This window comes from Acinetobacter pragensis (genome assembly GCF_001605895.1).
Taxonomy (GTDB): Bacteria; Pseudomonadota; Gammaproteobacteria; order Pseudomonadales; family Moraxellaceae; genus Acinetobacter; species Acinetobacter pragensis.
Map to the genome: position 1 here is coordinate 105,636 of NZ_LUAW01000020.1, position 20,904 is coordinate 126,539.

Here is a 20,904-nt window from a genome sequence, read left to right on the forward strand (position 1 = left end):
TGATGGAGAATGTCAACTTTTTGACATTCTCCATCGATATTCGGGTGTGCTGAACATGATTGCACGGGGGGCTAGATGTATTTTAATGCGCGCAGAATGCTTGATTGAAATATTCAAAAAGTTGCGGGGTTTTGATCCAAAGTGTAATGGCCAGCGCTAAAAAAGCGACAGCTATGGCAAGAATGGCGAGCTTTAATCCCAGCATTGAATCAGTCATGAATAACATGCTCCTCAGTTACAAAGAAATGCACCAGTACGCCCAATACGCTTAGAACAATGGAGAAAGCCCAAACCATATTATAGTTGCCAGCCAGATCATGGTTAACACCGCCCAGCCAGCCGCCAAAGAATGAGCCGACTTGGTGGGTGAAAAATACGATCCCGCTGAGCATGGATAAGTATTTCACTCCAAACATATTGGCCACAATACCGTTGGTCAACGGTACGGTAGATAGCCACAATAACCCCATAATGATACCAAACGCATAGATTGTCCATGTGCTCAGCGGCAGCATTAAGAACGCGATGATAGCGATGCCGCGCAATCCATAAAGCCACATGAGCAAATGCGGCTTGGAGAATTTTCCGCCCAGCCAGCCAGCGCCGTATGTACCGAAAATATTGAATAATCCAACGAGTGCCAGAAATATTGTACCGGTCGTTGCAGTAAAGCCATGATCAATTAAATAGCCGGGCAAATGAATGCCGATAAACACCACTTGGAAACCGCAAACAAGGAAACCTAAGGCCAAGAACCAGAACGGTTTATGGTTTTTAGCAATGATTAAAATATCTTTAAAGCCTAAAACTGGCTTACTTTCTGAGGATTGCGCATTGGGAGCGCTGTACATCGGCGCTTTCAGCATCCATGCCAAAGGGATGATTAAAGCTGCTAAGATAGCGCTCACAATTAAAGCGGCTGACCATCCTATATTCTGCAGCAGAAGCAACGTGGAGGGCAGCATAATAAATTGACCGAAAGAGCCTGCGGCACTGGCGATGCCCATAGCCAAACTGCGCTTCTCCGGATGCGCTGCGCGCCCTACAGCAGACAGTAAAACAGGAAATGACGTTGCGGAAAGGGCAAGGCCTAGAACTAAACCGGCGCTTAAATTTAAAAGCAGCCCAGTAGAGCTGAAGGCCATGAGCAATAGCCCTAGGGCATAAAGCAACCCACCGATTGCCACCACAATTTTACTGCCGTATTTGTCAGCAAATGCGCCTGTAATGGGCTGTACAGCGCCCCAAATTAGGTTTTGCATCGCAATAGCCAGACTGAATACATTATGGCCCCAGCCAAATTCATCACTCATGGGTACCAAATACAAACCAAATGCATGCCTGATACCCAGCGACAGCGCCAAAATAATGGCACTGCCCATCAGCATATAAATGAGAGGCTTTGAAAATCGAGTGTCGGTCATTTGGCTTTCTGTACATAATGCATTGCGCTTATGTTATTCGATTCATTACGTGAAAACGATTAATTAATTTTCGCCCAGCAATAAAATTTTGTTATGTATGCGCGGATATGAAAAAAGACGGCATAACCGTCTTTTTGAATAGTCAGCACAATAATTTAGAAACGCATGCCAACACCTGCATAGGCCAGAATTGGATTGATTTCAATATCTGCTTTAGAGCGGATCAGCTCACCATGAGTATCATCATTGACGGTAATTGTGGTGTCGCTTTTTAAGTGCGCATAAGAGACTGAACCGACTGCAAACCATTTGTCGTTAAAGTCATAGGTAAAGCCGAGCGTTGCAATCGGCGCAAAAGCATCAGATGCTCCTACGTCTACTTTTGGATTGGCGCTGCTTGCTTTTCCATCAAGTGCTGCGCCTGCTTTACCGTCCTTGATATTGGCAATCATATGGCCGGCAGCAATTAAATCCTGCTCAGTGCGCGGGTTGATTTCCAATTCATTGAAATAGGCATACATCACGCCAAAACCGACATAAGGACGGAATTTATTGACGCCGGTTTTGCCAAAATGGTATTGGAGTTCTGCTGCGGGTGTCCATGCGCGGGCAGAAGCAGCGGGGCCATAGGCTTCTAAATCAGTAATCAGCAGGCTGTTTTTCATCGCAATTTGCGGTAAATCGATGATTCCCAGTTCCGGTGTTGCAATGGCAGCGAACGGGGCATAAATTTTGCCTTTGCCCATCAAGTCCACTTTGGGCGGGATACCTGCTTTCATTTCAATGGAAACATTGTCTGTGAAAAAGTAGTTGGTCATGATGCCGAAAGTCGTGACATCATCGGCTTCTAAGCCAGTTCCTTGATTGTCCCAGCTTTCCAGTCCATTAATTTCAGCTGTGCCGCTTAAATCTCCAGGCAATGTGTCAGAGCCTAACTTATCTAAAACGTCAACAAACCACGTTGAAATATTAGGGTTCATATCAGGATCTAGATTTGCTTTTACGGAATCAATAGAAATATCCCCAACTGTCGCCTTTTCACCATTTGCGACGGAGGTGTTCACTTTAAACGGCTGCGCTTTGCCTTGCGGCATGACATGCAATGCGCCGACAGAAACAGAGAAGCGTTTAAAGCCATCTCCATCATGCAGGCTGAAATAGGGTGAGTCAGCATGGCTGATCATGGGTATGGCAAGCATGGACGTCGCCATGCACAGTAAAGTTTTTTTCATTCAAAGGACTCCATGTCCAAAACAGCTAAATTGGAATTTTTTTTAGAACGCCAATTATGCGAATGAAAAACTGTAATGAATGTTATTGAAACCGGATAAACAGGTAGGTTTCATGTTAAAAGTAATGCGCTTTGTTTAAGAATAATGACTTTATTTTAGTTATTATGTAAAAAATAATTATAAAAAGTTATAAAAGAAGCAGGCATTAAGTGCCTGCTTTTCGTCAATTTATTTTAAATTAGAAACGGATTCCCACACCTGCGTAAAGCATCAATGGATTGATTTCAATGTCAGCTTTAGAGCGGATTAGCTCGCCTAATTTTGCATCAGTGACGGTTATGGTCGTTTCATTTTTTAGCTGTGCGTAGCTGACAGAAGCTGCGGCAAACCATTTTTCATTAAAGTCGTAAGTAAAGCCTGCGGTAATGATAGGCGCAAAAGCATCTGTCGCTTCTAAATCGACCTGAGGATTAGCGCTGCTTGTTTTGCCTTCAAGCGAGGCGCCTGCTTGGCCTTGTTTAATATTGGCAATCATATGTCCGGCTGCAATCAAATCTTGTTCGGTGCGCGGATTCATTTCCAGCTCATTAAAATAGGCATACATCATGCCTGCGCCGACATAGGGGCGGAATTTATTGACGCCGGTTTTGCCAAAGTGGTACTGCAATTCAAAAGCAGGTGTCCAAGCGCGGGCCGATGCCGCTGCACCATGCGCGCCCAAGTCTGTAATAAAAATATTGTTTTGAAGATCAATATTCATAAACTTTAAGGGCAAACCTAGAAGCTCTGGCGTTGTAATTGCAGAGAACGGCGCATAAATCTGTCCTTTGCCCTGCAAGTCAACTTTAGGCGGAATGCCGGCTTTCATTTCTAGAGAAACATGGTCAGTGAAAAAGTAGTTGGTCATCAGGCCAAGAGTAGTGACATCATCGGCTTCAAGCCCAGTGCTTGCATTTTCCCAGCTTTCCAGTCCATTAATTTTGGAACTGCCGCTTAAACCGGCAGGCAAAGCGCCTCCAGTTAAATAGCCTAAACCTTTTAGGGCAGTGGCCAAGCCTGACTGATCAACATTTTCATTAAGATTATTGAGTACAGTATCGACTTTGATCGCGCCGTTTTTTGCCACAGTGCCATTCGGAACTGCCGTTTGTACAGTAAACGGCTGGGCCTTGCCTTGAGGCATAACATGCAAAGCGCCTGCTGAAACTGAAAAACGTTTAAAGCCCTGGGCTTCCATGCTGAAATATTTGGAAAAATCAGCAGCTTGTACTGTACCTGATAGAGAGGCGATACTTGCGGCTGCACATAAAAAAGCGTTATGACGCATTGGGTTAACTCCATGTTTTTATTTTACTGGTTTTTTATAAAGCGCAATTAAGATTGCTTTAAGAGATTAAAATGATTTAATTTTTTTATACGTCTGTATTTAAATAAAAATATATCTTTTTTTTATGGACGGATAAAAGTACAAAACTGATCAGTCTACATTGGTCTCAGCAGCGGAATATGCAAGGCAGGGACAGTTCTTGCTGCTGAATCTGATAGGCCTATGCTGGAGCAGATTCCAGCTGCTGTTGTAAACATTTCCCAAAACCCTCGATTTTTTTGTACAATAGACGCAGAATTTATTGAGTGAATCAAATGAGCACCCAAAATACTCCCAAAAAGAAGGCTGTAGTGAAACTTCCGTTTCCTATGGCGGCTACGGATTCTGATCAGCAAGACGCTGTGCACAATCAAGTCCGCCCTAAGCCTGAAAGCTATGCTGACCGAACTTGGATGCCGCCACGCGGAACCCGCCGTTCTATGGGCAAGCGTTAATAAAAAAACCTGCAATTGTGCAGGTTTTTTTATTCAAGATAGCGTCATCTCTTCAGCGGAATTCATTCCATACCAAAACCTGCAATACAGCATTAATGTCCGTAATGTTTTTTCTTCTGCGTATACATATAGCCATCTGCACGTTTCAATAAGTCTTCTATGCGTTCATTCGGCAAGGTGCTGGCATAGCCAATAGACAGGCTGATGGGATGCAGTGAATGATACTGGTTGTTGATATGCATCAGCTCATGCAAGCTTTTGAGGCTGTTTTGCAACGAAGCTTCATCTGCATTCGGAAGCAGTACAACAAATTCGTCACCGCCAATGCGCGAAGCGGAATATTGGGTATTTTGAATCAGCTGGCTCAATACATTGCCGATCCGTCGCAGCTGTTCATCTCCCGCATCGTGGCCATAATTATCATTAATTTCTTTTAAGCCATTTAAGTCAATAAAAATACAGGAGATAGGGCGCTGCAGGCTGCGTTCTAAGCGGTTGATTTCTTCGGTATAGAAGGTGCGGTTGTACAGTTTGGTCAAGACATCGTGCTTGCCTAAATATTCTAAATAGTTTTCGGCTTTTTTACGCGCCGTGATATCGACGAGGGCAACCTGTACCGTACTCCATGTATTTTCATAACCGGGGAATACTGTAAATTGTAAAATAACATGGCGGATGCTGCCGTCCAGCGCATAGTTGACCGCTTCGTGCTGATGCTGAATTTTACCGTCCCATAAGTCCTGCAGCTGATTGCGGAAAGTTTGGTTCATCTCATGGCTGAATATCTTATGAATATTTTTCAGCAAAGTGTCTTTATCGGAGGCGCCGAATAAATCTAAAGTGGCTTGATTGACATCGACGACAATAATTTCTTTGATGCATTGCTGCACGAAATCGGGGTGTACATCTAAAAAGGTTGTAAAATCTTCAATGCCGATGGAGCGTAAATGGTCCAGTTTGGCTTTGACTATACTGAAGTCTTCGACCCACAGTGAGGTTGGTGAATAGTTGAAGCGTGCTTCGGCAATTTGGCGGTTTTTTTCTTCCTGCCGGCGGGCATTTTGATAGGGAGTGATATTTTCGGTGCTGATGAGGACTTTGGACCAGTCATGTTCATGTTCAGGCAAAATGGTACAGCGCAGCTGAATATCTAAACGCTTGCCGGAAATGGTGTAATTGACTGAGGTATTGATGAAATGGGTTTTACCCTCCCACAATTGCACCAATTCTTCAATATGGGTCTGCAGCATATCCTGCTGGAAAATTTGAGCTAAATTTTCACACAAATGCGCTAAATGTTCCGCTTCGTAAAGCTCCAGCGCGCGGGCATTGACTTGCAGAATTTTAATTTTACTGGCGCTTTCTTCTACTTTTTGAGCATCATTTATAAGATATTGGCGTAAGTCTTGAACGCCTTGCTCGCGCCATTGATCTAGCTGTTTTTTTATTTCGCTAAAGTCTTCGAGCCATAACGGTATAGGGGATATATGAAATATAGGGCTATCATTCAATAACATGTCTAAGCTCGGTCTATTTTTTTCTTAATGGTAAAATCAAGATATTGTTTATTTAATGTGATATATATCTCAAAAATAGCTGAATTTTTTTTAAAAAGCGAATAAATATGTATAAAAAACCCACCTTTTAGGTGGGTTTTTTATAGGATGAATGACGGTTATGCAATTTTTACTTTTTGGATTTGCTTGCCGCTTTGGGCGGGCTGATTTCCCGTTTGCCCAGCCAAACATCTGCAAAGTCTTTTTCATTGATGCTGTAAAGTTCCAGCAGCGCAAGAATGGCGCCGCCAAACATCAGGGCATCTTCTGCTGAATGCTGGAACTCAAATACTTTGCCTTGCAGGACATGCATAATATCCTGTATTTCAAAAGTACGGTCGCGGCCATTGCTGTCAGTCGGGTAGATTTGTGTATTCAGAATAATTTTTGCAGCGCTTTTTTCATTCTCGGTTAATTCCAATGCATCAATTGTTTCTTCAGAATCAGAGGCGAAAATTACACTGTCCGAGAAAATGGTCTGTAAAAAATGCTGCGTCAGCTTCGGCAGAGCTTTTTCTACAAAAGGGCGGAAGGACGCTGGAAAAATAACATTATGTGAAATACCCTTAAACATTGGAGCAATTTCTTCAATTTTATAGCCGGCAACACCGCAGCCCACAGAGGTAATAAAATATTTAGATTTAGGATGATTTTTTGTATAAATTTTAAAGTCATCAATATAGTGCTGAATTTGCGACAGAGGCATTTGCTGCAAATGTTCATTCATGGTGGGAATGGCAAAACTTTGACCTGACCAGCCGCGGCCAACGCCTTTCAGGGCGCCGAAGTGCAGAAGAGCTGTTTTTGCCGCGCCGCCGGCATGCGTGCCCGCCATGTTGCTGCCAAATACAAAAATTGTATCTTCAGGTAAGCTTTTAACGATGCTTTCGTCATGATAATGGTAGGTCATGGCAACTCACTTGAGCTAAGGTATTATTTCATGGTGCAATTGCTTTAGCATTTGGTCAAGTCAAGAACACAGTTATTTTGATTATTTAAAAAATATTGAAAAGCGCCTGCAAAAAAAAATGATAACTGTTTTGAATATGTGAGGATGCCTATAACGCTGCTTATATTCAGCCAAATCTGAACATTTACGTGAAGCCGCTATTAAATTTTTTAGATAGCAGCTTTTTAATAGTGCAGGAAACGTGGCACATTGCTATTAAAAAGCTGCTGCGCAAAAATATGTAAAAGCACTGAGCAGGCAGCTTGCATAAGTAAAAGGACATGCGCCATAAAATCCTTGAAACAAATATAGATTAGGCATTGTATCGGTTAAATTTGCCCTCATAATTGAAAGTTGAATTTATAGCGTGAAGCAGCCGAAAATTATGAGTGATAGTCAGCCATTTGAGTTAGTGACCAACTTTGAGCCAGCAGGTGACCAGCCGCAAGCCATTGAAAAATTGGTGCGCGGCATCGAGAACGGCTATCACGATCAGCTGCTGCTCGGGGTTACTGGCTCAGGCAAGACCTATACAATGGCCAATGTCATTGCACAGACGCAGCGCCCGACCATTATTATGGCGCATAATAAAACCTTGGCGGCACAGCTGTATGGCGAATTTAAAGCCTTTTTCCCGAACAATGCAGTGGAATACTTCGTCAGCTATTATGACTATTATCAGCCCGAAGCCTATGTGCCGTCTTCAGATACTTTTATTGAAAAAGACTCATCCATTAATGATCATATTGATCAGATGCGCCTGTCTGCCACCCGTTCGCTTTTAGAGCGCCGTGACGCGATTATTGTTGCCTCTGTTTCCGCAATTTATGGTTTGGGTGACCCGAATGCCTATATGAGTATGCTCCTGCATATTGTGCAGGGCGACCGGGTGAACCGGGATGAAATTATCCGCCGTTTGGTTGAGATGCAATATACCCGCAATGAGCTTGAGTTCTTGCGCGGCACGTACCGAATCCGCGGTGAAATTTTTGATATTTTCCCTGCTGAATCCGATCAGTATGCCATCCGCATAGAGCTGTTTGATGATGAAGTGGATTCCATCCGCTGGTTTGACCCGCTGACTGGAAAAATGATCCGTAAAGTTCCTCGGGTGACGATCTATCCGAAAAGCCATTATGTAACGCCCAAAGATAATTTACGCCGCGCCATTGATACGATTCGGGAAGAATTAACGGAACGTCTGGGCTTTTTTAGAGCGGAAGATAAGCTGCTGGAAGCGCAGCGCATAGAACAGCGGACCCGCTATGATTTAGAAATGATGCAGCAGCTGGGCTATACCAACGGGATTGAAAACTACTCACGGCATTTATCTGGACGGCCTGCAGGCGAAGCGCCGCCCACCTTGTTTGATTATGTGCCGGATGATGCCTTGCTCATTATTGATGAGTCGCATGTGACCGTACCGCAAATTGGCGCCATGTATAAAGGTGACCGTTCGCGTAAAGAAAACTTGGTCAATTATGGTTTCCGCCTGCCAAGTGCCTTGGATAACCGTCCAATGAAGTTTGAAGAATGGGAGCGTATTGTACCGTCCACCATCTATGTCAGTGCGACGCCGGCGCGCTATGAGCTGGAAAAATCTGAACAGATTGTGGAGCAGGTGGTACGGCCAACGGGTCTGGTCGACCCTCAAATTGAAATTCGCCCAGTCTTGACTCAGGTCGATGATGTGCTGTCAGAAATCAACAATCGTAAAGAATTGAATGAACGGGTGCTGGTGACGACGCTAACGAAGCGAATGGCGGAAGATTTAACATCCTATTTAAAAGAATATGGCATCAAAGTCGCCTATTTGCATTCCGACATTGATACCGTTGAGCGGACAAAGATTATTCATGAGCTGCGCTCAGGCATCCATGATGCCTTAATCGGGATTAACCTGCTGCGTGAAGGCTTGGACATGCCAGAAGTCTCGCTGGTCGCAATTCTCGATGCAGATAAGGAAGGCTTTTTGCGTTCTGAACGTTCATTGATTCAAACCATTGGCCGTGCGGCGCGTAATTTAAACGGTAAAGCCATTTTATATGCAGACCGTATTACCGATTCCATGCAAAAGGCGATAGATGAGACAGACCGCCGACGTGCGCTGCAGATAGCCTTTAATGAAGAGCATGGCATTGTGCCGCGCAGCGCCGTACGCCAAGTTGCGAAAGACTTAGACGATGGTGAAGTATTGAATGATGATGAAATTGATATCAGCATTTCAAATCAGGCAAAGGCGCTGAGTGCCGATGAGCAGCATTTAATATCTGATCCGAAACTCTTTGCTAAACATATCAGCAAGCTGGAAAAAGAGATGCTGAAAGCATCTAAAGAACTGCAGTTTGAGCAGGCTGCCGGATTGCGTGATGAGATTCTGCGGTTAAAAGCGCAGATGCTGCAATGAACGCAAACTGTCTAAGTGGAAGTAATAAAAATCATTGAAAATCATTACATAACATAGACAGTTTGAGTGATATTTACGCAGTATCTTAAGTGAACGCTAATGATTAAAACGTGAAAACGCGACAGTTAAAGGTATTCGTAATGACCAAAGAGAATCTCCCGAAATCTGGATACACCTTGGCGAAAATAGCCGTGGGCGGCGCTATTTTAATTGGCTTGGGTGCGGCGACCATGGCCTATGCGCAAAGTAAACCGCTGAAGGTCGTCGATAAAGTTGAATTGGATAAATATTTAGGCGTGTGGTATGAAGTTGCCCGAAAGCCCATGTCATTTCAAAACAAATGCGACCGTGATGTAACGGCAACCTATACCTTGAATGAAAATGGCAATGTGCAGGTAGACAACCGCTGCGTACAGAAAAATGGGCAGACTGCACAGTCGGTGGGTGAAGCATTTGTTCAAAATGCACCCTTTAACAGCAAGTTGAAAGTCAGCTTTTTACCTGAAGCGATCCGCTGGATTCCGGCAGGCCGCGGCGATTATTGGATTTTAAAAATCGACGATCATTATCAGACTGTACTGGTCGGTGAGCCACGCCGCAATTATATGTGGGTGCTTTCACGCACGCCGCATCCCGATCAAACTGTAATTAATGAATATTTGGAGTATGCCAAATCGGTTGGCTACGACTTGAATGATTTGATTCATACCAAACAGACGGCCAAATAAACATTTCAATGATGATTCAAAAACCATGCTCAGGCATGGTTTTTTCTTGAGGAGTATGCAAACATTCAAACATCTTGAAAATTCAAGTATTAAGACGGCATGACTGAAGAATCCAACTCGAGGTAAAAGATGTATAAAGGCGTAGCATTGTCTATATTGGCATCTGTCACTTTTGGTGTTCTGTATTTCTATACACAGTTTTTGAAACCTTTGGACAGTGAGCAGACATTTGCTTGGCGTATGCTGGCTACACTTCCATTTTTGACCTTATTTATGTGGTGGACAGGGGACTTAAAGCATGTTGCCGATATTTTTAAACGAATTTTTAAAGAACCTTGGATGCTGCCGTGGCTGATATTCAGTTCTGTGCTTTGCACGACACAGCTTTGGCTTTTCTTATGGGGGCCGATTAACGGCCGAGGTTTGCAAGTTTCATTGGGGTATTTTCTATTGCCGTTGGTGATGGTGCTGGTGGGCTGTGTTCTCTATAAAGAAAAACTGAGCAGATGGCAGCTGGCAGCCGTCGTGCTGGCTGTGCTGGGGGTGGGGCACGAACTCTGGCGTGTCGGCAGTATTGCATGGGAAACTGCCTATGTGGCGCTGGCGTATCCGCTTTATTTCTTCATGCGCCGTGTCTTGAAAACAGATCATTTGGGCGGTTTTTGGTGGGATCTTTTCTTAATTCTGCCGGCAGCCGTGTATTTGGGCTTTATTTACAGTGACAGCATCAGCTTAATATTGAATTACACCCATTTAATCTGGGCGGTTATTGGTTTAGGGTTTTTCAGCGCATTAGGATTAGGCAGCTATATTTTAGCCAGCCGCTATTTGCCTTTTGTGATCTTCGGCTTGCTGAGTTACTTAGAGCCGGTATTGCTGGCCTTCGCCTCTATGATGATGGGAGAACGGGTAACGGATGCTGAATGGCTGACTTATATTCCAATTTGGCTGGCCGTTGTGCTGCTGGTCATTGAAGGCTGCCTTCATATCTTCAAGCAAAAGCGCAATGCTGAAAGTTTGGATCAGAATATTGAAAACCTTCAAAAACGCTTAAGCGATGATTGAAAGGCTATCAAATTTTATTGTTATGCCGGCTTTTGAATCCGCTTTAGTTTTTGTTTAAATAAAATAGGCTGGCCTTGAATGCTTAAAATGGACAATGCAATGCTTGCGCTGTTCATTTTCAGCAAAATTTAGGCAGGCTGAATGGATAGGCCTAACGGTTATTGGGATTAAAAAGCTGGAATAATGCGCTTGTGAAAATTTTATGTTTATCAATTTGTTTGATAAAGGAACAAATAAACAAAAATATAAAAAAACTTTTAACTTGCTGATTAAATTCTTTTTAAAAGTGAAATCATAAAAATAATTACAACTATTTTATAAAATTATAATGAATATATAGGAAAATAGGCTGTTCAAAACCTGTTTTAGATTCAATCTTTCGGATAATTCCATTACAATTGTCGGGTTTTGAAATTTATGCCTAGATATACAATTAATTAGAGGACGTATCTGTGAGCAAAGACACTATCATCGCCTTACATGCAGAGCACCAAGGTCGCTGGAAAAACCGTGAAGAAATCGCGGAACAAATGATCGCCTTGATCGGTCAGCTTTACCGTGAAAAAAATATCGTTGTTTCAGTTTTTGGACGTTCTTTAGTTAACCGTTCAGTGATTCAGATTTTAAAAGCGCACCGCTTCACCCGCATGATGGACGTTGAGCTTTCTGTTGTTCATACTTTCCCAATTCTTGAAGCTTTGGCTAAAGTGGAAAACATTGGTACAGCTGAAATTGATCTTGGCAAATTGGCTGTTGCATTGAAAGAACAGGGCGGCGATTTAACTGCTTTTGTTGCTGACGCAGTGAAATCTGTGGAAGGCCGTGCGACTTCAGTAGAAGGCCGTGATGTTGTTCTTTACGGTTTCGGCCGCATTGGCCGCATTCTTGCGCGCTTAATGATTGGTCAATCAGGTTTAGGCCGCGGCTTAAACATTAAAGCCATTGTTGTTCGTAAATCTTCTGATGGCGATTTAGAAAAACGCGCATCTTTGCTGCGCCGTGACTCTATTCATGGTCCATTTTCTGGCACAATTTCTGTCGATGAAGAAAACGAAGCAATTATTGCAAACGGTCAATTCATCAAAGTAATTTATGCATCTAGCCCGGCAGAAGTGGATTACACAGCTTACGGCATCGAAAATGCATTGGTAATCGACAACACAGGTAAATGGCGTGATGCTGAAGGCCTTGCGCAGCACTTGAAATGCCCAGGCGCTGCACGTGTGATTTTGACTGCACCAGGTAAAGGCGACATGAAGAACGTGGTGTTTGGTGTAAACCAAGCAGACATTCTTGATGAAGATACCATTATCTCTGCTGCAAGCTGCACAACAAATGCCATCACGCCAACACTGAAAGTGCTACATGACAAATACACAGTGCTGAATGGCCACGTTGAAACAGTTCACTCGTTCACTAACGATCAGAACTTAATTGACAACTACCATAAAGCTGACCGCCGTGGCCGTGCTGCAACATTGAACATGGTAATTACGGAAACTGGCGCGGCTAAAGCAGTTGCTAAAGCGCTTCCAGCGCTTCAAGGTAAATTGACTGGCAACTCTGTACGTGTTCCTACTCCAAACGTATCGCTTGCGATTTTGAACTTAACTTTAGATAAAGAAGTTGATCGCGACGAAGTGAATGAATACATCCGTAAAATTTCAATCAGCTCAAGCCTTCAAGGTCAAATTGGCTATACCAACTCTACAGAGGTTGTATCGTCTGATTTTATCGGTTCGCGTACTGCGGGCGTATTTGATGCGCAAGCAACAATTACTTCAGGCAACCGTTTAACTGCTTATGTTTGGTATGACAATGAAGTGGGTTACAGCTGCCAAGTATTGCGTATTGCTGAACAAATGGGCGGCGTGAGCTATCCTAAAATTCCTGCTGAAACAAATGCATAATTCTTTTGTATTTTAGTTTTTAGCTAAAAAAGAGCCTCAATTGAGGCTCTTTTTTTATGGCAGGCTGTTTTTCAGCTTATAGCATTGCAAGGCAAAAACACCCAATTGATTAAAATGCACAGCTGTAGCGGGTTTATTGGCCACTGCTTGTTTTAAAAATAGCGGATATGATGAAACAGCCTTTTATAGGGTTTTTCTTTTATAATAAGTACATGAAATAAATAAATAAAATGCTACAAAAGTTGACGAATTAATGCAGATTAAATCAGTAAGTTTTGAAACAATAGCGGTAAATTAAAAAGAAGTTAAGGATTAACTTTGCAAATAAAGCACGTGCTCAGCGGATTGGCGTTTATTGTGTTTGCAGCTCTGTGTGGTGTACTGATCGCCATTTGGGTGTTCAAGCATTTTAATATTTATATTCCGCTGAATAATCAAAATGTGAATATTGATCTGCAGGAGCCTTTGCAGGCAGAAGTGAAAATTCATGACGCGCTGGATGTGGATGTTTCGGGGCGGGTCAATGCAGAAATTCCAATTAAAGAACAGCTGAATATTCCATTAAGCCAGACCCTGACCCCGCGTGTATATTTTGACAATCAAGTGCCAATTAAAACGGTTATTCCTGTGCGGGAAATACTGAAGGTTAATCAAAATTTGGCGGTTGATACACAGGTCAAAGTTAAAGTGATGGGGCAGGATATTACTCTGCCGCTAAAAGGCACTATACCTATTCAGCTGGATGTGCCGATTACGATGAATGTGCCCTTAGAGCAAAAAATTCATCTGAAGTTTAATGCGCCAGTAAAGACTGTCTTAAAAGAAAATCTGCGTATTCCGCTAGAGGCAACGCTAAAAACCAATATTCCAATTGAAGGCCATTTAAACGTACCGGTTAAAACGGCACTGAAAGCCTCTGTGGATGTGCAAAACACTTTGCCAGTTAAAATTAAGCAGGGGCAATTGGTCATTCCGTTGAACAGCATGCGTGTCGCCCGTAGCCATCCGCCTACTGCATCTGCTCCAGATGCTGAGCAAGCGCAAAATACGGGGCAGCCGTGATGCGGATCTTCAATTCCGCCAAGCGCATGATGCTGAGTTTTAGCGCGGCAACATGCCTGATAGCGCTCTTGTTTTGGCTGTATTTGAACGTGCAGGCATCTATGCAGGTCGCAGCGCAGCGCGCAGATATAGAACTGCCGCATTCGCTGCCCACGCGGATTCATGTCGGCAATTATCTGCAAACCCAATCGGTAGGCACATTAGGCACAAAAATTGAGATTAACCGGCAATTGGCTTTGCCGCTGCAGGGCAAATATTTGGCAAATTTGCAGTTTACTGTAGAAGTCCCCGTCTCTGTAGATCTTGATTATGAAACGGTGATTAAAATTGATCAGATGATGCCTTTGAAGGCATCAACCGATTTGGTGGTAAAAAATACCTTGTTGCCCAAGTTTCCTTTGAATATGGATATTCCTATTCGCTTAGATGTTCCATTTCATTTAAAGAAAACCTACCGGATACCGATTAAAATTTTGTTTGATGGGCCGGTCCATCTGGCTTTTGACGAAACCATTCAGCTGCATGTGCTGCATCAGTTCGCGCCGAAGCTGAATATCAATGATGCGATGACCATGCGCAGAATTGCCTCTTTCCGTGCAACGATGTATAACGCCGAGCGTAATACTCAAGCCAACTTAAATATGAATATGCAGCTGCCGCTGAGAAATATTCATCCATAATTATCAGCTTAGCTGAATTAAATGATGAACGTCATTCGTATGATTTTATAAAGAAGGGATTCCATATATCCATCAGGCTTCAAAGAAACCCTTTGCCGTAAAGCAAAGGGTTTCTTTTCAAGGCGCTATAGGTCGAGGCAACCTTTAGCCAGCGCTATGGCGGAGCAAGCAATTCAAGATGAACGGTTTGCTTTACTTAATGGAACAGCGTTTTAATTTGCTCTGCAATTGGGGTGGTTTTACGGCCAATCAGCTGTTCTAAATCTTTACTGCTGCTGAACATTGCACCTTGTGCAGTCTGTACATCAGCATCAACAATTACATCAATTAACGGTGCGGGCAATCCAGCTTGGGCTAAGCTCTGAGTCAGTTCTGCAGCCGTTAAGTTTTGGTAAATAACCGCTTTACTGGATGCATCTGCAATAAATTGCGCCAGATCCGCTTTGGTAAAGCTTTCGGAACCGGCCAGTTCATACGTTTTATGCTCATGTCCTGTACTTGCCAAGACTTGCGCAGCGGCCTCAGCGTAATCTGTGCGGGATGCTGAACTGATTTTACCTGTTTGGGAGGCGCCATACAAAATGCCGGATTCCGCAATTTGTGCCACAGTGGCTAAATAGTTATCGCTATACCAGTTGTTGCGCAGGAATGTATAGTCTAATCCGCTTGCTTTAATTAAGGCTTCGGTTTCACGGTGCTCCTGTGCCAGCCCCAATGGTGAATGCGCTGCATTCAGTAAACTAGTGTAGGCAATGTAAGGTACGCCGGCCTGTACAGCAGCTTCAATAACCGCTTTGTGCTGCGGTGTGCGGCGCCCAATTTCATTGGCGGAAATCAGCAGCAGCTTGTCTATGCCATGCAGGGACGGAACTAATGTTTCGGGCGTATCATAATCAAAATGACGAAGTTCTATGCCTTGCTGTTTCAAGCCGTCAGCTTTAGCTTCATCGCGTACGAGAGCAATGATTTGACTGGCGTTGATTTTATTGAGCAGCGCTTTAATCACCAATTGACCGAGTTGGCCTGTCACGCCAGTAATTGCAATTTTCATCTTCTTTCCTCTGGATATGTCTGCCTGACATGTCTATAAAATATACTTGATGATCAAATCATAATCTGATAGCTTACAAAATGTAAGTACGTACCAAAAAGTTAGTTTGTTACGGATTGGAGAGATTTAATGAGCACATATGCTTCGAGTAAATTATTAGGGCAAGTGTTGTCCGCAAATTGCCCCTCACGGGAAATCTTAGAGCACATCACCAGTAAATGGTCTGTTCTAGTTTTACGGTGCCTGAGTGAAGGCGTACACCGTTTCAGTGAGCTGAAGAAACGCATAGAGGGCATCAGTGAAAAAATGCTGGCGCAAACCTTAAAAACATTGGAACAGGACGGCTTGATTTTGCGTACTGTATATCCCGTCGTTCCGCCAAAAGTTGAATACCAGCTGACTTTTATAGGCTCACAGGCGGCGGAAAAAATTATGTATTTAATTGGCTGGATTGAGCAGAATATTCCGGAAATATTAAGCAATAAAAACAGCAGTAAAAGCGCTTAAACTCAATGTTTGAGCAGGAATGCTGCGCTATGCGGTAAAGTGCATAAAGCAAAAGGAATGGACGTATTGAATATTCAGAATAGCCTTTTGAAAATTATTGATTGGAGCATCTTTTCTAAAATTCAATTGATTATGGCATCCTCTGTGCACATGGATTTAGGCTTGCTGTATATGTCATTCAAAGTGATGGCGCAGCCTTTAGCGAACATAGAGTTTTTAAAAGCCGCAAATGGAGTGCTGTATGTTTATCTGCTGATAGGGAGCATGCTGTTTTTATTGGGTTTTTGGCTGAAAAAATATAATAAGTTCGGTAATTTTTATGCACATTTAGGTGTGAACTATAACGCAATTTCTATGCTGCTGTCGGCATTTGCCTTAGGCATAATCAATATCACCAATGGTGTTATTTTTATTGGCTCCTGCCTGATTTTGATGATTTTGCTGCCTAAAAAAGTGGTGTATTGGGGAATTGCAAATACAGCGGTTTTATTTTTGGTATTGATATGCCTAACCGTGAACGGCAGCATTCATTATGCCCCGATTTTCCAGCCATACGTTACTTTCTCTGCAGATATACAGAATTTTTATTTAATTAATTCAAGTATCTATATGGTTTTTTATTCGGCCCTAATGATATGGGTGCTGAATATTTGCCTGCGGAACTGGAATCTTAAAAATGAACAGATTAAACAGCTGTCTTTAATGGATGGCTTGACGGAACTATATAACCGCAGGGTTCTAGAAAAAGCGCAGCACAATTTTACAGCGTCAGGCGTTCCAGAAAATTGCGGCTTGATCATTTTAGATTTGGACAATTTTAAGCAAATAAATGATGAGCACGGTCATTTTTTCGGTGATCAGGTGCTGAAGCATGTGGCTAAAATATTAAAAGAAAAATCACGTGCTGATGATTTGCCTATCCGCTATGGCGGTGAAGAGTTTCTGCTGCTGTTGAAAAATACATCTAAACATGAATGCCATCAAATTGCAGGGCGGATTTTAAGCGCTTTGAATCAAGAGCCGGTTCAGCTGAATCTGCATCAGAACCTGATTGTGACTGCAAGCATGGGGGTGAGCCATAGCCATGACAATTTTAAAAATTTTGATGAACTGTTTAAAGCTGCAGATGAACAGCTGTATTTGGCCAAATCGCTTGGAAAGAACCAAATCTGCATGATTTAGCGATAGCTCAATCATTTCTGAATGAAGCTGGCGTCGGGACTTTTCAGCAAAAGGATCATTATTGATTCTCAAACAATGCCGTTAAAAATAGCAAATGGCGGATTTGAAATTGAGGTATCTAAGAATCAAGGGCCAATGCAGATGCATCAAGTCCAGTAAAATGAGCAAATATCTAAGGAACATGAATAATTCTATTCGAGAAATTCTTTAAAATATGGCAGAATAGGCGGTTTTAAAGTTTTTAGAGGATTGGCAATATGCGCTTTGTTGATGAAGCAGTCATTACCGTAGAGGCTGGCGACGGTGGCAATGGCGTAGCCAGTTTTCGCCGTGAGAAATTCGTACCGTTTGGCGGTCCAGACGGTGGCGATGGCGGCCGTGGCGGCAGTGTCTATATTCAAGCTGATGACGATACAAGTACCCTGGTAGATTACCGCTATACACGAAGATTCCGTGCAGAGCGCGCTAAAAATGGCCGCGGTGCGAACTGTTCAGGCCGTGGCGGTGAAGACACCGTATTAATGGTTCCAGTTGGAACAACAATCGTCGATACCGAATCTGGCGATATCATCGGCGATTTAATTGCTGATGGACAGCGTGTGCTGGTTGCTGCGGGCGGTGAAGGTGGGTTGGGGAATACACACTTCAAATCATCGACGAACCGTTCACCGCGTAAATGCACAACCGGCGCGAAAGGCGAATACCGTGAAATCCGTTTAGAGCTTAAGGTGCTTGCGGATGTCGGTTTGCTGGGAATGCCGAATGCAGGTAAATCAACCTTTATTCGCGCAGTATCGGCGGCTAAGCCAAAAGTAGCGGACTATCCATTTACAACCATGGTACCAAACCTTGGTGTTGTTGATGCGGATAGCCACCGTTCATTTGTGATGGCTGATATTCCTGGGCTTATTGAAGGCGCATCTGATGGCGCAGGTCTAGGTATCCGCTTCTTGAAGCATTTGGCGCGTACACGCATTTTGCTTCACATTGTTGATGTGCAGCCTATTGATGGCTCCGACCCAGCTTACAATGCAAAAGCGATTTTGGCTGAATTGGAGAAATTCTCTCCAACATTGGCAAAACTTCCGATAGTTCTGGTATTGAACAAGCTGGATCAGCTGCCTGAAGACACGCGCGAAGAGTGGTGCAGCCACATTCTGAAAGAATTGGAATGGGATGGTCCGGTATTTAAAACTTCGGGCTTATTGTCTGAAGGAACCAAGCCGGTTGTGTATTACCTGATGGATCAGATTGAAGAACAGCGTGAACGTGAAGCGGAAGATCCTGAATACGCAGCGCAAATGAAAGCGTTCCGTGATCAGCTTGAGGCTGAAACACGTGAACAGACTATCGCCGCGAAAGAAGCATATCGTGAAATGCGCCGTCAGCAGCGTCTTGAAGGCCTATTGGCGGATGACGAAGATGATGATGACGAAGATGATGGTGAAGCGGAAGTATTCTACGTACGCTAATCTCTTATTTAGAGTAACGAATATCTAAGAGCAACTGAGGACAGGATGATAGAAGTGGTAGATGGGCAGCGTCAGCTTAATGGCTGTAAACGGATTGTAGTTAAAATCGGTTCATCTTTACTCACAGCTAATGGAAAAGGTCTGGATCTGGATGCAATTTCGCATTGGGCGAAACAAATTGCAGATCTGCATGATGCGGGGCATGAAATTATTCTTGTCTCTTCCGGCGCTGTGGCTGAAGGCATGGTTCGCATGAAGCTTGAAAACCGACCCACAGATCTGCCCAGTCTTCAGGCGTGCGCTGCAATTGGCCAAATGGGGCTTATTCAGACTTGGTCTAGCGTTCTGGAACAGCATGACATTGGCAGTGCGCAAGTTCTGTTAACGCATGATGATTTAGCTGACCGCCGCCGTTATTTAAACTCGTGCGATGCCTTGCAGCATCTTATTGACTGGCGGGTGATTCCTGTTATCAATGAAAACGATACAGTGTCGACAGATGAAATCCGTTTTGGCGATAACGATACTTTAGCGGCTATGGTCGCAGGTCAAGTTCATGCAGATTTGCTGATTATTTTGACCGATCAGCAAGGGATGTTTGATTCTGATCCGCGTTCTAATCCAAATGCGAAACTGTTCCATACAGTTCGCGCTTTGGATGAAAGCCTGTTTGATATGGCTGGCGGCGGCGGTAAATTCGGCCGCGGCGGCATGCTGACGAAAGTCCGCGCTGCGCGCTTAGCGGCTAAATCAGGCTGTCCAACCCTGATTGCCAGCGGCGAAAGCGATAATGTATTGGCGCGTTTAATGTCAGGTGAGCTGCTGGGCACATTGTTTATTACAGACAATGACCGTATGACAGCGCATCAGCAATGGCTGGCTGCGCATTTGCAGACTGCTGGCCGTTTGGTGATTGATGATGGTGCCGTGAAGGCAATTAAAGAAAATCACCGCAGTTTGCTGCCGGTAGGCGTGCGTACGGTAGAAGGCCATTTTGAACGCGGTGATGTGGTGGAATGTGTCGATACACAGGGTGGCCGCGTTGCGGTGGGCCGTGTGAATTTCAGTTCACGTTCAGCTGAGCTGGTGAAAGGCTTGGCGTCTGATAAAGTGCATCAAGTGCTGGGTGAGGCGCGTTCGCTGGAAATGATCCACCGCAACCATATGGCGATTTACTGAAGCCGATCGTTTGGTTTTGCATCTTCAAAAAATCCCGCTTTCGAGCGGGATTTTGTTTTGAAGCGGATTTTATTTTATGAAGCCTTTTTCAATGAGCGGCTGAAACAGTTTTTGATAAATAGCCATCACCCAAACCATCAGCTGCTCCTTATATTTATTCCATAGCGTGAGCCCGGATGCATTGACCAGCAGCGCCAGCAAAAAACCGCCGACCATATCGATGGGAAAATGCACACCAACATAGACACGTGACCATGCAACCAGCCAAGCAAGAATAATCAGGAATTTTCCAACTTCACGTTGTGCAGAAAAATAATAAGCAAAGGCAATACTGCTGAAAATAGTCATGTGATTGCTGGGAAATGAGCCTGTAGGAGAGTGCTCGATCAGTGTGCGCCCAAGGTCCATCACAAAAGGGCGGGGGGTACTGAATACAGCAGATGCAATTTCACTGATAGATAAGGTGATGCAAGTAAAAATGAATGCTTTTAAAATCTGTTTTTTAACTTGATAGCCGCCGCGCAGCCATAAGATGGCGAAAATCAGCAGCATTACATAAATTAAATCATGCGCGATGAAAATTGCATAATGCATCATGATGGAAGAGGCCTGTTCAGGCGCGTTCAATAAGTTGAATAAATATAAATTTAAGTGGTCAATCGGCATGACAAAAACATGA

General features: G+C 43.7%; 19 protein-coding genes. 11 read left to right on the top strand and 8 right to left on the bottom strand.

The features are described 5' to 3' along the window. Nucleotides 1–82 precede the first annotated feature (82 nt). From AZH43_RS19070 to AZH43_RS09010, 4 genes are all read right to left on the bottom strand, one after another. Complete coding sequence (locus AZH43_RS19070; RefSeq protein ID WP_264753350.1) at nucleotides 83–217, bottom strand: hypothetical protein; 135 nt, start codon at nucleotides 215–217, stop codon at nucleotides 83–85. Then, nucleotides 210–1,424: an MFS transporter gene (locus AZH43_RS09000; RefSeq protein ID WP_067668865.1), complete on the bottom strand. Its 1,215-nt coding sequence runs from the start codon at nucleotides 1,422–1,424 to the stop codon at nucleotides 210–212. The genes AZH43_RS19070 and AZH43_RS09000 overlap by 8 nt, the downstream gene beginning before the upstream one ends. 155 nt (nucleotides 1,425–1,579) lie before the next feature. Further along, complete coding sequence (locus tag AZH43_RS09005; protein ID WP_067668867.1) at nucleotides 1,580–2,656, bottom strand: OmpW/AlkL family protein; 1,077 nt, start codon at nucleotides 2,654–2,656, stop codon at nucleotides 1,580–1,582. Nucleotides 2,657–2,894: 238 nt separating this feature from the next. Then, nucleotides 2,895–3,983, bottom strand: coding sequence for an OmpW/AlkL family protein (locus tag AZH43_RS09010; RefSeq protein ID WP_067668869.1), 1,089 nt, complete (start codon nucleotides 3,981–3,983; stop codon nucleotides 2,895–2,897). Between the two features lie 314 nt (nucleotides 3,984–4,297). Here AZH43_RS09010 and AZH43_RS09015 point away from each other — a divergent pair, with 314 nt between their 5' ends. Further along, nucleotides 4,298–4,477 (top strand): hypothetical protein, encoded by a 180-nt coding sequence (locus tag AZH43_RS09015; protein WP_067668871.1) that lies wholly within the window; start codon nucleotides 4,298–4,300, stop codon nucleotides 4,475–4,477. A 92-nt stretch (nucleotides 4,478–4,569) separates the two neighbouring features. On the opposite strand, the gene AZH43_RS09020 is transcribed toward AZH43_RS09015, so the two are convergent. After that, entirely contained in the window at nucleotides 4,570–5,994 is a 1,425-nt protein-coding gene (locus AZH43_RS09020; RefSeq protein ID WP_067668873.1) for a sensor domain-containing diguanylate cyclase, read from the bottom strand. A 169-nt stretch (nucleotides 5,995–6,163) separates the two neighbouring features. Continuing rightward, nucleotides 6,164–6,943 (bottom strand): A1S_2505 family phage non-structural protein, encoded by a 780-nt coding sequence (locus AZH43_RS09025; RefSeq protein WP_067668875.1) that lies wholly within the window; start codon nucleotides 6,941–6,943, stop codon nucleotides 6,164–6,166. Nucleotides 6,944–7,367: 424 nt separating this feature from the next. Here AZH43_RS09025 and uvrB point away from each other — a divergent pair, with 424 nt between their 5' ends. From uvrB to AZH43_RS09055, 6 genes are all read left to right on the top strand, one after another. Then, nucleotides 7,368–9,389, top strand: coding sequence for an excinuclease ABC subunit UvrB (uvrB, locus tag AZH43_RS09030; protein ID WP_067668877.1), 2,022 nt, complete (start codon nucleotides 7,368–7,370; stop codon nucleotides 9,387–9,389). 140 nt (nucleotides 9,390–9,529) lie between these two features. Next, nucleotides 9,530–10,117 carry a lipocalin family protein gene (locus AZH43_RS09035; protein WP_067668879.1) on the top strand — a complete coding sequence of 196 codons (588 nt, stop codon included), beginning with the start codon at nucleotides 9,530–9,532 and terminating at the stop codon, nucleotides 10,115–10,117. A gap of 129 nt (nucleotides 10,118–10,246) precedes the next feature. After that, nucleotides 10,247–11,182: an EamA family transporter RarD gene (gene rarD, locus AZH43_RS09040; protein ID WP_067668880.1), complete on the top strand. Its 936-nt coding sequence runs from the start codon at nucleotides 10,247–10,249 to the stop codon at nucleotides 11,180–11,182. A 452-nt stretch (nucleotides 11,183–11,634) separates the two neighbouring features. Then, the gene (locus tag AZH43_RS09045) at nucleotides 11,635–13,092 is read left to right on the top strand and encodes a glyceraldehyde-3-phosphate dehydrogenase (protein ID WP_067668882.1); all 1,458 of its coding nucleotides are present in this window, start codon (nucleotides 11,635–11,637) and stop codon (nucleotides 13,090–13,092) included. Between the two features lie 318 nt (nucleotides 13,093–13,410). Further along, nucleotides 13,411–14,154, top strand: coding sequence for an MFS transporter (locus tag AZH43_RS09050; RefSeq protein ID WP_067668884.1), 744 nt, complete (start codon nucleotides 13,411–13,413; stop codon nucleotides 14,152–14,154). Then, complete coding sequence (locus AZH43_RS09055; protein ID WP_067668886.1) at nucleotides 14,154–14,834, top strand: hypothetical protein; 681 nt, start codon at nucleotides 14,154–14,156, stop codon at nucleotides 14,832–14,834. The genes AZH43_RS09050 and AZH43_RS09055 overlap by 1 nt, the downstream gene beginning before the upstream one ends. A gap of 196 nt (nucleotides 14,835–15,030) precedes the next feature. On the opposite strand, the gene AZH43_RS09060 is transcribed toward AZH43_RS09055, so the two are convergent. Continuing rightward, a complete protein-coding gene (locus AZH43_RS09060; protein WP_067668888.1) occupies nucleotides 15,031–15,885 on the bottom strand; it encodes an SDR family oxidoreductase in 855 nt (284 codons plus the stop codon). A gap of 129 nt (nucleotides 15,886–16,014) precedes the next feature. Between AZH43_RS09060 and AZH43_RS09065 the strand changes: the two genes are divergently transcribed. The 4 genes from AZH43_RS09065 (at nucleotide 16,015) to proB (ending at nucleotide 20,225) form a co-directional block, all read left to right on the top strand. Further along, the gene (locus tag AZH43_RS09065; RefSeq protein WP_067668890.1) at nucleotides 16,015–16,392 is read left to right on the top strand and encodes a winged helix-turn-helix transcriptional regulator; all 378 of its coding nucleotides are present in this window, start codon (nucleotides 16,015–16,017) and stop codon (nucleotides 16,390–16,392) included. Between the two features lie 57 nt (nucleotides 16,393–16,449). Further along, a complete protein-coding gene (locus AZH43_RS09070) occupies nucleotides 16,450–17,574 on the top strand; it encodes a GGDEF domain-containing protein (RefSeq protein WP_067668892.1) in 1,125 nt (374 codons plus the stop codon). Nucleotides 17,575–17,831: 257 nt separating this feature from the next. Further along, entirely contained in the window at nucleotides 17,832–19,046 is a 1,215-nt protein-coding gene (cgtA, locus tag AZH43_RS09075; protein ID WP_067668894.1) for an Obg family GTPase CgtA, read from the top strand. A gap of 45 nt (nucleotides 19,047–19,091) precedes the next feature. After that, the gene (proB, locus tag AZH43_RS09080; protein ID WP_067668896.1) at nucleotides 19,092–20,225 is read left to right on the top strand and encodes a glutamate 5-kinase; all 1,134 of its coding nucleotides are present in this window, start codon (nucleotides 19,092–19,094) and stop codon (nucleotides 20,223–20,225) included. Between the two features lie 69 nt (nucleotides 20,226–20,294). Here the strand turns inward: proB and AZH43_RS09085 are convergent, their stop codons facing one another. Next, nucleotides 20,295–20,891 carry an undecaprenyl-diphosphatase gene (locus tag AZH43_RS09085; protein WP_067668898.1) on the bottom strand — a complete coding sequence of 199 codons (597 nt, stop codon included), beginning with the start codon at nucleotides 20,889–20,891 and terminating at the stop codon, nucleotides 20,295–20,297. Between the last annotated feature and the right edge of the window lie 13 nt (nucleotides 20,892–20,904).

Bases quoted from the DNA above. Each gene is read 5' to 3' on its own strand.
- AZH43_RS19070 (WP_264753350.1), bottom strand. From the start codon at position 217: ATGACTGATTCAATGCTGGGATTAAAGCTCGCCATTCTTGCCATAGCT.
- AZH43_RS09000 (WP_067668865.1), bottom strand. From the start codon at position 1,424: ATGACCGACACTCGATTTTCAAAGCCTCTCATTTATATGCTGATGGGC.
- AZH43_RS09005 (WP_067668867.1), bottom strand. From the start codon at position 2,656: ATGAAAAAAACTTTACTGTGCATGGCGACGTCCATGCTTGCCATACCC.
- AZH43_RS09010 (WP_067668869.1), bottom strand. From the start codon at position 3,983: ATGCGTCATAACGCTTTTTTATGTGCAGCCGCAAGTATCGCCTCTCTA.
- AZH43_RS09015 (WP_067668871.1), top strand. From the start codon at position 4,298: ATGAGCACCCAAAATACTCCCAAAAAGAAGGCTGTAGTGAAACTTCCG.
- AZH43_RS09020 (WP_067668873.1), bottom strand. From the start codon at position 5,994: ATGTTATTGAATGATAGCCCTATATTTCATATATCCCCTATACCGTTA.
- AZH43_RS09025 (WP_067668875.1), bottom strand. From the start codon at position 6,943: ATGACCTACCATTATCATGACGAAAGCATCGTTAAAAGCTTACCTGAA.
- uvrB (WP_067668877.1), top strand. From the start codon at position 7,368: ATGAGTGATAGTCAGCCATTTGAGTTAGTGACCAACTTTGAGCCAGCA.
- AZH43_RS09035 (WP_067668879.1), top strand. From the start codon at position 9,530: ATGACCAAAGAGAATCTCCCGAAATCTGGATACACCTTGGCGAAAATA.
- rarD (WP_067668880.1), top strand. From the start codon at position 10,247: ATGTATAAAGGCGTAGCATTGTCTATATTGGCATCTGTCACTTTTGGT.
- AZH43_RS09055 (WP_067668886.1), top strand. From the start codon at position 14,154: ATGCGGATCTTCAATTCCGCCAAGCGCATGATGCTGAGTTTTAGCGCG.
- AZH43_RS09060 (WP_067668888.1), bottom strand. From the start codon at position 15,885: ATGAAAATTGCAATTACTGGCGTGACAGGCCAACTCGGTCAATTGGTG.
- AZH43_RS09065 (WP_067668890.1), top strand. From the start codon at position 16,015: ATGAGCACATATGCTTCGAGTAAATTATTAGGGCAAGTGTTGTCCGCA.
- AZH43_RS09070 (WP_067668892.1), top strand. From the start codon at position 16,450: ATGGACGTATTGAATATTCAGAATAGCCTTTTGAAAATTATTGATTGG.
- cgtA (WP_067668894.1), top strand. From the start codon at position 17,832: ATGCGCTTTGTTGATGAAGCAGTCATTACCGTAGAGGCTGGCGACGGT.
- proB (WP_067668896.1), top strand. From the start codon at position 19,092: ATGATAGAAGTGGTAGATGGGCAGCGTCAGCTTAATGGCTGTAAACGG.
- AZH43_RS09085 (WP_067668898.1), bottom strand. From the start codon at position 20,891: ATGCCGATTGACCACTTAAATTTATATTTATTCAACTTATTGAACGCG.